The sequence below is a fragment of the Streptomyces turgidiscabies Car8 genome, from assembly GCF_000331005.1.
In the GTDB taxonomy this organism is placed as follows: Bacteria; Actinomycetota; Actinomycetes; order Streptomycetales; family Streptomycetaceae; genus Streptomyces; species Streptomyces turgidiscabies.
Genome location: NZ_AEJB01000494.1, coordinates 20,327 through 34,619, shown reverse-complemented (window position 1 = coordinate 34,619; position 14,293 = coordinate 20,327). Strand labels below are relative to the sequence as shown.

At 71.9% G+C, this 14,293-nt stretch carries 8 protein-coding genes and 3 pseudogenes; 8 read left to right on the top strand and 3 right to left on the bottom strand.

Annotation, left to right across the window (positions count from 1 at the left end):
• Positions 1-24: 24 nt before the first annotated feature.
• The gene (locus STRTUCAR8_RS35490; protein WP_006381054.1) at positions 25-1,359 is read left to right on the top strand and encodes a PucR family transcriptional regulator; all 1,335 of its coding nucleotides are present in this window, start codon (positions 25-27) and stop codon (positions 1,357-1,359) included.
• Positions 1,360-1,362: 3 nt separating this feature from the next.
• Here STRTUCAR8_RS35490 and STRTUCAR8_RS35485 read toward each other — a convergent pair whose 3' ends face one another.
• The gene (locus tag STRTUCAR8_RS35485) at positions 1,363-2,310 is read right to left on the bottom strand and encodes a transglutaminase-like domain-containing protein (protein WP_006381069.1); all 948 of its coding nucleotides are present in this window, start codon (positions 2,308-2,310) and stop codon (positions 1,363-1,365) included.
• Between the two features lie 189 nt (positions 2,311-2,499).
• Here STRTUCAR8_RS35485 and STRTUCAR8_RS35480 point away from each other — a divergent pair, with 189 nt between their 5' ends.
• On the top strand, positions 2,500-4,131 hold the full coding sequence (locus STRTUCAR8_RS35480) for a hypothetical protein (RefSeq protein ID WP_006381050.1): 1,632 nt from the start codon (positions 2,500-2,502) through the stop codon (positions 4,129-4,131).
• Between the two features lie 43 nt (positions 4,132-4,174).
• Here the strand turns inward: STRTUCAR8_RS35480 and STRTUCAR8_RS55880 are convergent.
• Positions 4,175-4,358: pseudogene (locus tag STRTUCAR8_RS55880) on the bottom strand (IS982 family transposase); the annotation flags it as partial.
• A gap of 5 nt (positions 4,359-4,363) precedes the next feature.
• Between STRTUCAR8_RS55880 and STRTUCAR8_RS54740 the strand changes: the two are divergent.
• The 4 genes and pseudogenes from STRTUCAR8_RS54740 to STRTUCAR8_RS35460 all read left to right on the top strand — a co-directional run.
• Positions 4,364-4,762, top strand: a pseudogene (locus STRTUCAR8_RS54740) (class I SAM-dependent methyltransferase); the annotation flags it as partial.
• 98 nt (positions 4,763-4,860) lie between these two features.
• Positions 4,861-5,445: a carboxymuconolactone decarboxylase family protein gene (locus STRTUCAR8_RS35470; protein WP_006381076.1), complete on the top strand. Its 585-nt coding sequence runs from the start codon at positions 4,861-4,863 to the stop codon at positions 5,443-5,445.
• On the top strand, positions 5,442-6,308 hold the full coding sequence (locus STRTUCAR8_RS35465; protein ID WP_006381086.1) for an RNA polymerase sigma-70 factor: 867 nt from the start codon (positions 5,442-5,444) through the stop codon (positions 6,306-6,308). The genes STRTUCAR8_RS35470 and STRTUCAR8_RS35465 overlap by 4 nt, the downstream gene beginning before the upstream one ends.
• Positions 6,309-6,426: 118 nt before the next feature.
• Positions 6,427-6,603, top strand: a pseudogene (locus STRTUCAR8_RS35460) (IS982 family transposase); the annotation flags it as partial.
• A gap of 19 nt (positions 6,604-6,622) precedes the next feature.
• Here the strand turns inward: STRTUCAR8_RS35460 and STRTUCAR8_RS35455 are convergent.
• Positions 6,623-7,354: a MerR family transcriptional regulator gene (locus STRTUCAR8_RS35455; protein ID WP_006381063.1), complete on the bottom strand. Its 732-nt coding sequence runs from the start codon at positions 7,352-7,354 to the stop codon at positions 6,623-6,625.
• 81 nt (positions 7,355-7,435) lie between these two features.
• On the opposite strand from STRTUCAR8_RS35455, the gene uvrA reads away from it, so the two are divergent.
• On the top strand, positions 7,436-10,054 hold the full coding sequence (uvrA, locus tag STRTUCAR8_RS35450; protein ID WP_006381085.1) for an excinuclease ABC subunit UvrA: 2,619 nt from the start codon (positions 7,436-7,438) through the stop codon (positions 10,052-10,054).
• A 239-nt stretch (positions 10,055-10,293) separates the two neighbouring features.
• Positions 10,294-14,088 carry an nSTAND1 domain-containing NTPase gene (locus tag STRTUCAR8_RS35445; protein ID WP_100247743.1) on the top strand — a complete coding sequence of 1,265 codons (3,795 nt, stop codon included), beginning with the start codon at positions 10,294-10,296 and terminating at the stop codon, positions 14,086-14,088.
• Positions 14,089-14,293 lie beyond the last annotated feature (205 nt).

The window sequence follows — 14,293 nt, the reverse complement described above, 5'->3', positions numbered from 1 at the left end:
GTGTCAGCGCCTTGGGAGGCACCCGTGTCCGCACTCACCCTCCGTGAAGTCATGGCCCTCGACCCGGTCCGCGCGGCCGAGCCCGAACTGCTCACCGGCGAGGCCGCGTTGGACCGCCCGGTGCGCTGGGTCCTCCCCCTTCTTCTCGGCTGCGCTCGAAGTGGGGGGACCCCCATCAGCGAGGTCTACGAGGGGGCGAACTTCCTCGACGGCGGCGAGCTGCTGCTGACCAACGGCTTCGGTCTCGTCGACGCCGACGAGGAGGTACGGCGCCGGTACGTCCGTGAGCTGACCGCCCGGGGCGCGGCGGGCCTGGCCGTGGAGATCGGCCGCTCGCTCCCCGTCATGCCGCCCGAGGTGACGGACGAGGCCCGCCGCCTGGGCCTGCCCCTGCTCGCCCTGCGCCGGGTCGTCCCCTTCGTACGCATCACCGAGGCCGCCAACCGCGCGATCGTCGCCCGGAGCCTGTCCGGCCGTACGGTGGTCCGGCCCTGGGGCGACGACCACACCGCCGCCCTGCTCGCCGACCTCGCCGACGGTCAGGCCCTCAACCAGCCCGAGGTCGAGGCCCGCGCCGCCCTGGCCGGCTTCCACCCCGGCCCCGGCGCCCGGCTGATCGGCGTCTCCGTGCACGGCACGCGGGACGTCGGCACGGTGGACCGGGCGGCGCGCATCCTCGGCGGTGCGGTACTGCGGGCCGCCTTCCCGGGGGACGTGCTCGCCCTGGTCGCGGTCCTGCCGGGGTCTGGGGCGAAGCCGGTGCGGGACCCGGTACGGGCGGTGCAGGACGCCTTCCGTACGGCAGCCACCCCCGGCCTCGCCGCAACCGTCCCCGGCGTCACCGTCGCCGTTGGTCACGCCGTCGACGTCGGCAGCGGCTGGCTGCGCTGGAGCGAGACCTTGCGTGCGGCCCGTACGACCCTGGAACTGGCACTGACGGTGCCGCCACCGGAGCCGAACGCGCCGCAGGGCCCGCTGGTGACGTCCTCCCGCGCCCTCGCCCTCGAACGGGAACTGACCCGAGGCGGCGTCGACGCCAACCACGACCGCCTGAGCCGTCTGGTCCAGCACGCACTGGGCCCCCTCCTGGCGTGGGAGGCGGCCCACCCCAGCGACCTGGTCCGCACCCTGGAGGTCCATCTGCGCAACGGCTGCTCACCCACGCGCACGGCGAGCCTCCTGCACATCGGCCGCCAGTCCCTCTACCAGCGCCTCGAACGCATCGAGTCCCTCCTGGGCCTGGAGATCGACGACCCGGACCTGCTGGGCGAGCTGCTGACGGCGACCTGCGCGTGGCGGGTGGTCCGCGGGACGGCGGGCGCGAGGGTGGGAATGACGGCCCTGCGGACGGTCGCGTAGGCGTCAGAAGGGGCGGAGGGTGACGTGACGCGGCGGGTTGTACTCGGACAACTGCAGCACCGTCGCCGGCGTCCGCACCCCGTCCTCCTCGGCGAAGATCCGCCGGACGGCCTCGAAGGAGACGTCACCAGGAGAGTCGGGGGCGACGACCAGTGACACCCGGTCGTACAGCTCGCGGAGGGGGTCGGTCATGGACCGGCCGTCCTCCCCGGCCTCCGTCCCCCAGATGTCCCACAGCAGGGTCTCCACCTTGTTCAGCGCGGCGAGGTCGAGCCGTACGTTGCCGGCCACGAAGAACTCGCCGTGCAGCGGTCCCTCCTCCGGGGGGTGGAGCCCGTAGGTGGCGGGGTCGGCGTCACCGGCCCGGATGTCCCGCCAGGCTTGGCCCGCGACCTGGAAACGGTCACGCGGTACGTCCATCGGGTCGAAGTCGACGTACCAGGCGGCGGTGACCTCGGGATCGGCGAGCTGTGCGTCGGCGAGGAGCCAGCCACGCGTGTCGTCCCAGTACTCGGTGACGACGTGGTCGTAGTGGAAGCCGCCCGCCTCGAAGTAGTCGGCGAACCCGCACCGCACCCGGGCGGGAACGCCGCTGTGCCGCAGCAACGAGCAGTGCAGCAGCGCGAAGTCACGGCACACGCCGACGAACCGGTCCCCGGCCGCGCGTCGCCGGGTCAGCGGGGAGCCGTCGCGCGCGATGACGATCCGGAGGATGTCGTCGAGGTACCGGGTGTCGGCGTCGTGGTGGAGCCGGTCGTCGGGGTGCGTGTGCCGGAACAGGTCTCCCTCGACCCGGTGGATCATCAAGTCACGTGCTGTACAGGCGAGTTGAGCGGGGTCGGAGGGGAGATCGGCGTACAGACGGGCAAGGTCGCCGGGGTCGGAGAAGGTGCTCTGGGTGCGGTAGAAGGCGGCGACTTCGGGGGCGAGTGCGGGGCGGGATGACGGCACGGCGGGGCTCCCTCGGGGCTGGGGGTGTGGGGCTCATGGCTCGGATTTCGGATAGGCGATCGGTCATACGTTCGAATGCCGGCCGGCGGCACCACCGTGTCAAAATTCCCCGCACATTGTCCAGACGGACGACCGAGGCACCCGAGTAAATGCCTTTGGCTCGGGCAGGGTTGCGGCCAGACTGCCCCTGTGAACCATGTCCTGTGCGGGCTCGCCGCGAACACCGCCCTGCCGTCCGAACTGGTCGACCGGCTGATCGAGATCGCGCACGCCGACGTGGACGCGCACGCCGACGTGGACGCGCACGCCGACGTGGACGCGCACGTCGACTGGGTCGGTAACTTCGCCGATGACCTCGCGGACCGAGAGGACCTCACACATACGCAGGCGCTCGCGCTGTACGCACGCGTCCCCGAGACCGGCGTACGGCTGGCCCGCGGGGGTCGGCTGACCGCCGCCGACGTCGATCCGGCAGCGGATCCGGAGACCGCGCTCGTGCTCCTCGACGAGGGGCGCGGCGACCCGGAGTGGGCCCGTCTCCTCGCGGCGGACCCGGTGTCCGAGCGCCGGCAACGACTGGCCGCCTGCCCCGACCTCCCGCCCGACGTGGTCGAGACGCTCGCCGTCGACCCGGACGTGCGGGTCGTCGCCGAACTCGCCCTGGAGGCGCCCCCGGAGGTCGCCGCGAGGCTCGCGGCGCATCCGCATGCCGAGGTCCGCCGGGGGACGGCCTGGAACGAGGCGACGCCACCGGCCGTACTGACGGCGCTGATCAGCGGCAAGGGGCTGCCACCCGCACGACGATGCCTGGTCTGCGACCGTGAGCAGACGCCGTACACACACGACCCGGACTGCGAGCGCACCGACTGCGATCCGCCGTCGGGCGCCTCCTGCGACGGCTCCCACGAGTCCGCCGTGCACGACATCCGGTATGCGGCCCTGCGGAACCCGGCCACGCCCATCGAAGCTCTGGTCGCCTTCGCGGACCATCCGTCGACGTTCCTGCGCTGGGCTCTTCCCGGCCGGCCCCACCTGCCCCAGGAGGTGAGCCGACGGCTCGCCGTGGATCCGATCCCGGGCATTCGGGCCGACCTCGCCGAGAACCCGGTGATCGACGACGCCCTGATGCGCGCACTGGCCGAGGACGAGGTGGCCGATGTGCGATTCCGCCTCGCGCTCAACCCCGACGTGCCGCTCGACGTGCTCGTCCGTCTGGCCGCGACCACGAAACTCCGCGCCGAGCTACCACCACGGATCGCGGCCGCGTCTCCTGCCGAGGTCGAGAAGTTGGCCCGCTCGACCGATGCGGCCGTACGGATGCTCGTGGCCCGGCGACGCGATCTGCCCGCCGGGATCCGCGACGCGCTGGCCGCCGACCCCGACGCCAAGGTGCTCAAGACCATCGCCCCGCACCCAGGCCTCTCCGAGGCACAACTGCGTGCCATGGTCGACCGGCACGGAGTCCGGGTCCTCGCCAAGGTGGCGACCAACCCGGACGCGCCCGGGGCGCTGCTGGAGTACCTGACCCGCCACCGACCCCCGGTCCAGAAGGCGTTCCGCGAGATCGCCCGGCACCGCCACGTGACACAGCACGCCCTGCTCGCGTGCCTGGCGGACCACCAGGCGAGATCCATGGCCGCCGGCCATCCGGCACTCCCGCCCCCGGCCATCGTGGAGCTGCTCGCCGACGACGACCCGGCGGTGGCACACGCGGCGGCCCGCAACCCGTCGCTGCCGCGTGCGGTGATGCGGGAACTACTGCAACGTCTGGAAGGGCTGGACGGAGTGGCTGGAGCGGCTGGAGCGGCCAGACCGCTCTGACGACCCCGTGAGCTGAACAGGCGTACCAGAGGGCCTAGACGAGTCATTCCGATGTGATGACGGGCTGGCAGGTCTCGTGGTTGTGCCAGATCGCGGCGGCCATCGGCGAGGACGCGTTGGGCGACGCGGACGGCGACACCTTCGAAGGTCCGGCCATCGTGCTGTTCCAGGTCGAGCCGGCCCTTGAGGGTGTCGTCGACCGGCTCGATCTGCTGTCGCACCGACTCGCGGCCTGGTCGGCCAGGCCCATCCCCACCTGGGCTTCACCGTGGGCTCGATGACCGCCCTCGCGCTACGGGACGACGAACTGGGCGGCATCCTCGCCCCACTACTCCACCCACCACACCTCGCCGGAACAACTCCCCCTCCTGTACGCCGAGTTCCACCGCACCCTCGCGCCTGGCGGCCTCGTGCCGGCCGGGCACGCGGAAGACGACGAGTATCTGCGTCTACGTCCGACCCAGGCGTACGGCGGCCATCCGGTGTCCTACGAGTCCCACCTACTCCCGGCCGAGCGGATCGCCGAACCGCTGGGCCGGGCCGGACTCGTGATCACGACGCGACTTGTGCAGGAGCCCGACGAAGGCGCGCGAGGACAGTCGCCACCTTCCTGGCCCGGAAACCCGAACGCCCCTACCGCCATAGTGGTTGTCACGTTCCCGAGCCCGGCGGTGTCTTCATGTCCGACAGGCCGACAGGCCAACGGACATTGAGAAGAAGGAGCACACCGTGACACTGCGCATCCCGAAGGCAGAACTCCCCGCCGAGCTCACCGAGAACATGATCAAACAGTTCGGTGCCCTGCCCGAGCCCTTCGAAGTGACGGCGCACAACCCCAAGGTCGCCCAGGACTCCACGGAGCTCGGGCGCCAGGTGAGCGAGTGGGACATGGCCGACGAGGGGCTCAAGACGTTCGCGCACATGGCGGTTGCCGCGCAGGTCGGCTGCAGTTGGTGCCTCGACATCAACTACTTCCTGGCGCTGCACAAGGACCTGGACCTGGCCAAGGCGAGCCAGGTGCCGCGCTGGCGGGAGTCGGAGGTGTTCACGCCGCTGGAGCGGGACGTGCTGGAGTACGCCGAGGCCATGACGAACACGCCGCCGACCGTCACCGACGAGCTGTACGCGGGCCTGCTCGACCGGCTCGGCCCGGCTGCGATGGTCGAACTCACCGCGTCGATCGCCTTCGCCAACCTGTCGACCAGGAACAACACGGCCCACGGAATCACCTCGCAGGGCTTCTCCGACGCGTGCGGGACTCCGCTGGCCGCGCGTTCGGGGAACTCCGGCGTGGCGTCGTCGTCGGCGATATGACCGAGGACCCCTTCGTCACCCACCGCAGCCTGCTCTTCACGGTCGCCTACGAGATGCTCGGCTCGGCGGCCGACGCGGAGGACGTACTGCAGGAGTCCTGGCTGCGGTGGGCCGACGTCGACAGGTCGCAGGTGCGTGAACCGCGGGCGTACCTCGTCCGCACCGTCACACGGCAGGCGCTCAACCGGCTGCGTACGTTGTCCCGCAGCCGTGAGGAGTACGTGGGCGAGTGGCTGCCGGAACCCCTGCTGACCAGCCCTGACGTCGCCGAGGACGTCGAACTCGCGGAGAGCGTCTCGATCGCGATGCTGACCGTCCTCGAAACGCTGGGGCCGACAGAGCGGGCGGTGTTCGTACTGCGGGAGGTCTTCGAGATGCCGTACGGCGAGATCGGCGAGGCCGTCGGGAAGTCCGCGGCGACGGTACGGCAGGTCGCGCGGCGGGCACGCGAGCGCGTGGCCGCCCGGCAGCCGCGCATGCGGGTGAGCCGGGCCGAGCAACGGACCGTCGTCGACCGCTTCCTTCTCGCCCTGCGCACCGGGCAGTTGCAGGACCTGCTGGAGGTCATGGCGCCGGACGTCGTCCTGATCGCCGATGGTGGAGGGGTCGTGGCCGCCGTGCTGGCGCCGATCCACGGGGCCGAACCGGTGGCGAGGCTGCTCACGCGCGCGAACCAGGTCGCGGTCCCGTTCGAGATGACGCCCGTGTGGCTCAACGGCGCTCCCGCGGGCCGGATCGAGATGAACGGCGAGCCGACCGCGGTGAGCCTCGTGGTGGAGAACGGCCAGGTCACCTGGATCTACATCGTGCGGAACCCGCAGAAGCTGACACGGCTCGACGAGCCGGCCGAACTCGCCAGGTGAACCCGCCGCCCAGTACTTCGAATGCTGACGGTGTGTCTGAGAACGCGGGCAGGGCGTCCAAGATCGTTGTGTGACGAACAACCTGGACGCCCTGCTGGCCGCCCTGTACGTGAAGATCGATTTCGAGGCCGACCTGGCCTTGAGGGGCGCCGAGTTGCTGCGGCCGTCGTTCAAGTGCGGGAAGAAACGCAAGGGCGAGAGCCTCCTGAAAACAGTGCGACAGCTGATCGAGTCGGTCAACGACACCAAGACCGGCCAGCCGGTCACGCGCTCCCTCATCGCCTATGACCACTGATTACATCGGAATGACTCGTCTAGTTGTCGCCGGACCGCTCGATGTACGTGATGTACTCCGCCAACCGTCCCGCCCCCGCCAGCATCGCCCGCGTACGTCCCGCCAACGCTTCCCCGCGCGCCGCGACCGCCGCTCGCAGCGCCTCCGTGCTGCCCTGTCGGCGCAATTCCTCCAGCACCGGGCGGATCTGGTCCAGGGGGTAGTGACTGCGCCGGAGGGTCTGGATCAGGCGGGCGTCGCGGACGTCGTCGGGGCCGAACTGCCGGTAGCGCGTGCCGCGTTCGCGGGCCGGGATGAGCAGCCCCGCTGCCTCCCACACCCGTAGCGCGGACGTCCGTACGCCGAGCAGTGCGGCCACCTCGCCGATACGGAGGCCGGTCGCTGGAGACGTCGCCGCCGGGGCCCGTCGGCCGGTCAGCGCCTCCAGGGCCTCGCGGGTCGCCCGTAGTGCCGTCCGCTGCTCGTGCAGACCGGCGTGCGCCGCGTCGACGAGTGCGAGGGCGCCAGGAACGTCGCCGTCGTGCAGGGTGCGCATGACCGCGGTCGCCGCCAGTGGCCCGTACCCGGGCTGCAGAGCCCGGTAGGTGAGCAGCGCGCGCCGGTGCACGTCCCCGAAGACGCGGTACCCCGACTCCGTCCGGGCCGCCGGGGGCAGGACACCCGCGTCCTCGTAGTTGCGGATCTGCTGCGTCGACAGGCCCGACAGCCGGGCCAGGTCGACGGGCCGCAGCCGTACCTCATGGTTCGTCACGGATTTGAAGCTTAGAGGCAGTGCGAGTCATTGATTGCCGCTCAAAGTCTCAACAGGAGCTTCAATGAAAAAATTGAAGGTATGGATGAACTGGATGGCCTGGATGACCGAACTCCCGTGATGCACATCAAAGGCGCCCGACTCCACAACCTGAAGAACATCTCGCTCACGATCCCGAAGCAGAAACTGGTCGTCGTGACCGGTCTCTCCGGCTCGGGCAAGTCCACGCTCGCCCTCGACACCCTCCACCGGGAGAGCCACCGCCAGTACATGGAGGCGTGGGGCGCGGCGACCGCCGGTGTCAGCCGGCCCTCCGTCGACTCGATCACCGGCCTGTCCCCGTCCGTCAGCGTCGACCAGCGTCCGGCAGGACGCGGCCCACGCTCGACGGTCGGCACGGCGACCGAGGTCTTCACCTACCTGCGGCTGCTGTGGTCCCGGATCGGCGTACGCCCATGCCCCGCCTGCGGGGAGGAGATCCCCCCGTCGTACGCCCACGACCCGGAGGGCGACGAGGAGGCGGTGGCCGGAGAGGAAGCAGCGGTGGACGGCGAGAACACCGCCTGCCCGCACTGCTCCGCCCCGGTGCCCGAACTCGTCATGGGTTCCTTCTCCTTCAACAAGCCCGCCGGTGCCTGCTCGTCCTGCACCGGACTCGGTGAGGTGATCCGGGTGGACGTACGGACCCTGGTCGACGAGGAGTTGAGCGTCGCCGCCGGTGCGGTGCGCGGCTGGCCCAAGCAGCTCGTCGACCGCAACCTGCCCCTGCTGCGAGCCGCCGCCCGCCACTACGACCTCACTTTCGACACCGACCAGCCGGTGTCCGAACTGGCACCGGCTGTGCGGGACTTGCTCCTGTACGGGGTCGAGTCGCCCGAGTTCCGCAACCACTTGGACCACATGAACCATGTGCCCGCCCGTGCCGTCATCGCGCCCCCGGCCACCGTCTCCGCAGGCCGTTTCGAAGGCGTCGTCACCGCGTTCATGCGGCGCTACGCCGACCGCATCGACGACACCGACTACCGGCAGAAGGCCGAGCGCTCGATGCTGAAGGAGGTCTGCGGGGCGTGCGCGGGGACACGGCTGCGCGGTGAGAGCCGGGCCGTCACCGTGCACGGACTCGGCATCACGGACGCGGCCCGGTTGCCGCTCACCGAACTCGCCGACTGGACAGCGGAGTTGAGGGCGTTCTCCACCGGGGACGAATGGCGGTTCGCCGAGCCGGTCGTCGCCGACCTGGAGGAGCGGGTACGGCGGCTCGTCGACACCGGGGTCGGCTATCTGACCCTCGACCAGTCGAGCACCAGCCTCTCCGCGGGCGAGTCCCAGCGGCTGCGCCTGGCCGCACTGCTCGGCTCGGGCCTCACCGGCATGCTGTACGTCCTCGACGAGCCGACCATCGGACTGCACCCCGCGGACACGGCACGCCTCGTCGACGTACTGCGCCGCCTGCGGGACCTCGGCAACACGGTCCTCGTCATCGAGCACGACCTGGACGTCCTCTGGGCCGCCGACCACGTCATCGACATCGGTCCGGGCGCGGGCCGGGACGGCGGCCGGGTCGTCGCCGAGGGAACACCGCAGGAGGTGGCGTCGACGGAGGGGTCCGTCACCGGGGTGTATCTGGCGGGCCGGCTCCAGCATCCCGCACGGAAGGAACGCCCAGCGGCGAGTACGGAGTTGGTGGTACGCGGCGCCCGCGCCCACAACCTCAGGGACGTCACCGTACGGATTCCGCTGGGGCGGCTGGTCACGGTCACCGGGCCGTCCGGCTCGGGCAAGTCGACGCTGGTACTGGACGTGCTGGGCAGGGCGGCACACCAACGCCTGGACGCGTCGAGGGGGGTGTTGTCGGCTTCTTCGGTGTCGCCGGGGGAGTGCGACGGCATCGACGGCTGGGAGCACCTCGACAAGGTCGTGACCATCGACCAGGAGCCGATCAGCCGCCTCCCGCGTTCCAACGCGGCGACGTACGCGGATGTCTTCACCCCGGTCAGGGAACTCTTCGCCGCGCAGGACGCGGCACGGTCGAGAGGGCTGACCCCTGCCGCCTTCTCCTTCAACGTGCCCGGCGGGCGCTGCGAGAGGTGCGAGGGCGCCGGTGTGCTCGCCGTGCACATGCACTTCCTGCCCGCGGTGGAGGTGCGGTGCCCCGCCTGCCGGGGGCGCCGGTTCCGCGGCGAGGTGCTCGCGGTGCGCTACGAGGGGCACGACATCGCCGAGGTACTGGCCGCCACGGTGGACGAGGCGCTCACCGTCTTCCGGGGCGTACGGCAGATCGCCGCACGCCTCCAACGGCTCTCGGACGTGGGGCTCGGCTACCTCCCACTGGGGCAGCCGGCCACCACCATCTCCGGAGGTGAGGCCCAACGCCTCAAGCTGGCCAAGGAGTTGGGGCGCCGCCCGACCGGGCGCACCCTCTACCTCCTCGACGAACCGACCACCGGCCTGCACGCCGCCGACACCGCGCGCCTGCTCGACGTACTCCAACGCCTCGTCGACGCGGGCCACTCGGTCGTGACGATCGAGCACAACCTCGACGTCATGCGCGCCTCCGACTGGATCGTCGACCTCGGCTCGGAGGGCGGCGCCGGGGGCGGTCGCGTGGTGGCGGAGGGGACGCCGGAGCAGGTCGCGGGGGCGGCGGGGGTGTCCGGGTCCCTGACGGCGGAGTTCCTGCCGGTCCGCGGTGGTCTCTGAGGGCCGCGGTCGGCGCACCGGCGTTCCAGTCGGCTTCGGGACTGTTCGTGTTCGAAGCCTGGTGCCGAACAAACAAGTCCTGAAAAATGCGACCCGTCGCGCGAGCTGTGGCACGGGGGAACGGGGCGCCACAGGAGCTGCGGGGGGACCATCGGGGAGGTGCGGCGATGCCGCGCAGGGAGCGACCGCTGGATGCCGGGGACGGACCGTTAGTCGAATTCGCCGCAGGGTTGAGGAAGTTGCGGCAGAAGGCAGGCAGTCCGCCCTACCGCAGGCTGGCGGACCAGGCCCACTACTCGATCTCGACCCTGTCCTCCGCCGCGTCCGGGCAGCGACTGCCGACGCTCGCGGTGACGCTGGCCTACGTGCGGGCCTGCGACGGGGACACGGAGGAGTGGGAGAAGCGCTGGCGGGAAGCGGCGGAACTCCTCGGTGAGGAAGGACATCTGGCCGCAGGCCTCGCGGAGGAGGGCGGGCCGGTTCCGCCGTACGCCGGTCTGCGGTCCTTTCGGGAGCAGGACGCCGACTGGTTCTTCGGACGGGAGCGGCTGCTGGAGGAGCTGGTCGGACGGCTGGAGCGGCAGCGGTTCGTGGTGGTGATCGGGGCCTCGGGATCGGGCAAGTCGTCGCTGCTGCGGGCTGGGCTGGTGCCGCGCCTTGAGGCCGCCGACGCCACGACGGTGGTCGTACTGACGCCCGGTGCCCGGCCGTTGGAGGAGTGCGCCGTACGGCTCGGGGCGCTGGCGGGCCTCGCGCCGGGTGCCCTGTACGGGGAGTTGAGGGACGCCCGGGAGAATCTGGGGCGCGTGGTCCGGCAGATCACCGCCGCCCGGCCCGGTGCGGCCGACGGCGAACTGGTCCTCGTCGTCGACCAGTTCGAGGAGATCTTCACGCTCTGCCGGGACACCGCCGAGCGCATCCGCTTCATCGAGTCCCTGGTCACCGCGGCCGCTGACGCCGACGGCCGATGTCGCGTTGCCCTGGGCACACGCGCCGACTTCTACGCGCACTGCACCCACCACGCAGCCCTGGTGGAGGCGATGCGTGACGCGCAGGTGCCGGTCGGGCCGATGAGCCTGGACGAGCTGCGCAGGGCCGTGGTGAAACCCGCCCAGCGGGCCGGGCTGTCCGTCGAGGGCGCGCTGCTGGCGACCCTCACCGCCCAGGCGCACGGTCAGGCCGGTGTACTGCCCCTGCTGTCGCACGCCCTGCTCCAGACCTGGCGGCGGCGGCGGGGCAACGCGCTGACGCTGGACGCGTTCGAGACGGCGGGAGGCCTTGAAGGCGCCCTCGCGCGTACCGCCGAGGAGTTCTACCAGGAGCTGGACTCGGGCCGGCAAAAACTCGCCCGGCAGGTGTTCGTACGGCTGACCGCGCTCGGCGACGGGACGGAGGACACCCGGCGCCCGGCCCGCCTGGCGGAACTGGACGGGCTGGCCGGGTTCGACGACGGCGAGATACGTGCCGTACTGGATCTGGCGGCGAACGCCCGACTGCTGATCCTGGACCGCGAACGGGTCGAACTGGCGCACGAGGCGCTGATCCGGTGCTGGCCCCGGCTGCACGGCTGGCTGACCGAGGACCGCGAGACCACCCGGACCGTACGGCAGCTCACCGACGCGGCCCGGACCTGGGAAGCGCTGGGACGGGAGCCCGGCGCGCTGTACCGAGGCACCCGACTCGCCCTGGCCGCCGGTCTCGACCGTACGGCGATGTCCGTCCCGGAGCGGGAGTTCCTCGACGCCGGTCTGGCCGCGCGGGCGGCGGAACACGCGGCGGCGCGGCGCGGGGCCCGGTTCCGGCGTCTGGGCGTGGGGCTGCTGAGCGTCCTGCTCGTGCTGGCCACGACCACCGCGGCCCTCGCCGTACGGGCGCAGCGGGCGGCGGACCAGCAGCGTGACGTCGCCGGTTCCCAGCGGGCCGCCGAACGGGCCGCCGCGCTGCGCACGGTCAACCCGGCACTGGCCGCCCAACTGAGCCTGGCCGCCTACCGTTTGTCACCCACCCCCGAGGCGCGTGGCAGCGTGCTGAGCACCTTCGCCACTCCGTACGCCACCCAGCTGACCGGCCTGCGCGGCGCGGTCACCGCGGTGGCGTTCAGCGCCGACGGCCGTGTCCTGGTCACCGGCGACAGCGACCGGACCGTGCGGCTGCAGCGGGTCGCGGACCCGCACCGGCCGCGCGTGCTGAGCACCCTGCCCCGCCTCGCCGGCCCCGTGCGCACCCTCGCCGTCAGCCCCGACGGCAGACTGCTGGCCGCCGGGGACGAGGACGGCACGGTGCTGGTGTGGGACATCGCCGACCTACGGCGACCCCGGCTCGCCACGCGCCTGCCCGCCCCCGGCCCCGGTCCGGTCGTCGGGGTGGGGTTCGGGGCGGGGGCCGGCCCTGGAGAGGACACCCTCGCGATCGGCGCCCGGGACAGGATCCGGGTGTGGCGGCTGTCGGACCCCCGCCGGCCGCGCGAACTCACCACACTGGACGCCGGTGCAGACGTCACCGCCGTGGTGTTCCACCGGGACGGGCGGCTGCTGGCCACCGGCCACGCCGACGGCACGGCGCGACTGTGGGAGCTGACCACGCCGGGCGGGCGGCTGCGCCGGCTGTCGACCGAGCCCGGCCGCTCCGGCCGAACCGGCCAGGCGGGCCAGGTGAACACGGTGGCGCTGTCACTGGACGGACGCCAACTGGCCACCGGCGGCGCCGACTTCACCGTACGGCTGTGGGACGTGACGACGCCGCGCCTGCCCCGGCAGACGCAGACCCTCGTCGGGCACACCGACGTGGTCAACGCCGTCGCCTTCAGCCCCGACGGACGCCGACTGGCCAGCGGCTCCCTCGATGGCACCGTACGCCGCTGGGAGGTGGCCGGTCGGGGGCCCGCCCGTGAACTGCCGGTCCTCCGCGGCCACACGGGCAGTGTCAGATCGCTGGCATTCGGGCTGGGGGGCCGCGTGCTGGCCAGCGGCAGCGAGGATCGGACGACCCGCCTGTGGGATCTGCCCGGTCCGGCCCTGACCGGTCACACCAGCTCGGTCTACTCCGTCGCCTTCAGCCCCGGCGGACGGCTCCTCGCCAGCGCGAGCTACGACGCCACCGTGCGCCTGTGGAACGTCGCCGACAAACGCCGACCCCGCGAACTGCCCCCGCTCACCGGCCACTCCGGGCCCGTCAACTCGGTCGCCTTCCGCCCGGACGGACACATCCTGGCCAGCGCCAGCGCCGACGGCACCCTGCGGCTGTGGGACCTGGCTGCGACGCCCCACCCCCGCCCGCCGAGCGTCGTCCCCGCCCGGATCGGCAACGTAAACACGGTCGCGTTCAGCCCGGACGGCGGCACCCTGGCCACCGGCGGCGAACAGGGCACCGTACGTCTGTGGGACGCGGCGGACCCCCGCCTTCCCCGCGGACTGTCAGTCCTGCCCGGCACCGGACCCGTGGACACCGTCGCGTTCGCCCCCGACGGCCGCACCCTCGCCGTGGGCAGCCGGAACGGCCTGGCCACCCTCTGGGACGTCACCGGCCGGCGGCATCCCACCCGGCTGGCAGTCCTCACCGACCACGCGGGCGCGGTGAAGTCGGTCGCCTTCGCCCCCGACGGCCGCACCCTGGCCACGGGCAGCGAGGACCGCACCGTACGCCTGTGGAACCTCAGCGACCCCCGCCATCCCCTCTCCCAGCACCGGCTCACCGGCTACACCGACGGCGTCATGTCCGTCGCCTTCGCGCCGGGCGGGCGACAACTGGCCACCGCGAGTTCCGACAACAACGTGCGGCTGTACGGTCTGACCGCCCGCGACGTCGAGGAACCGGCGCTGCTGACCGGCCACACCAAGCCGGTCGACACACTCGCCTTCAGCCCGGACGGCCGGACCCTGGCCACCGGCAGCGAGGACTGGACCGTCCTGCTGTGGGACCCCGACGTCGAACGCGTCGCCACCCGGATCTGCGCCACGGCCTTCCCGAAAGTCTCCCGCGCCGAATGGCACCAGTACTTCCCGCAGTGGAACTACCGCCCACCATGCGGGAGTTGAGACGCTCTGACGTGCCTGTCAGGTGGTCTTCCCAGGCCGCGAAAGGGCCTCGACGAGGCTCAGCGCCAGCGCGTCGAAGTGCTCACGGTAGGAGGCCGTCTTCGCGTAGAACGCCTCGTCCGAGAAGAACCCCCGTTCCACGAACAGCACCGCCGCGCCGGTCAGGGCACTGTGCAGCAGATGCAACTCGCCGATGGTGAAGCGG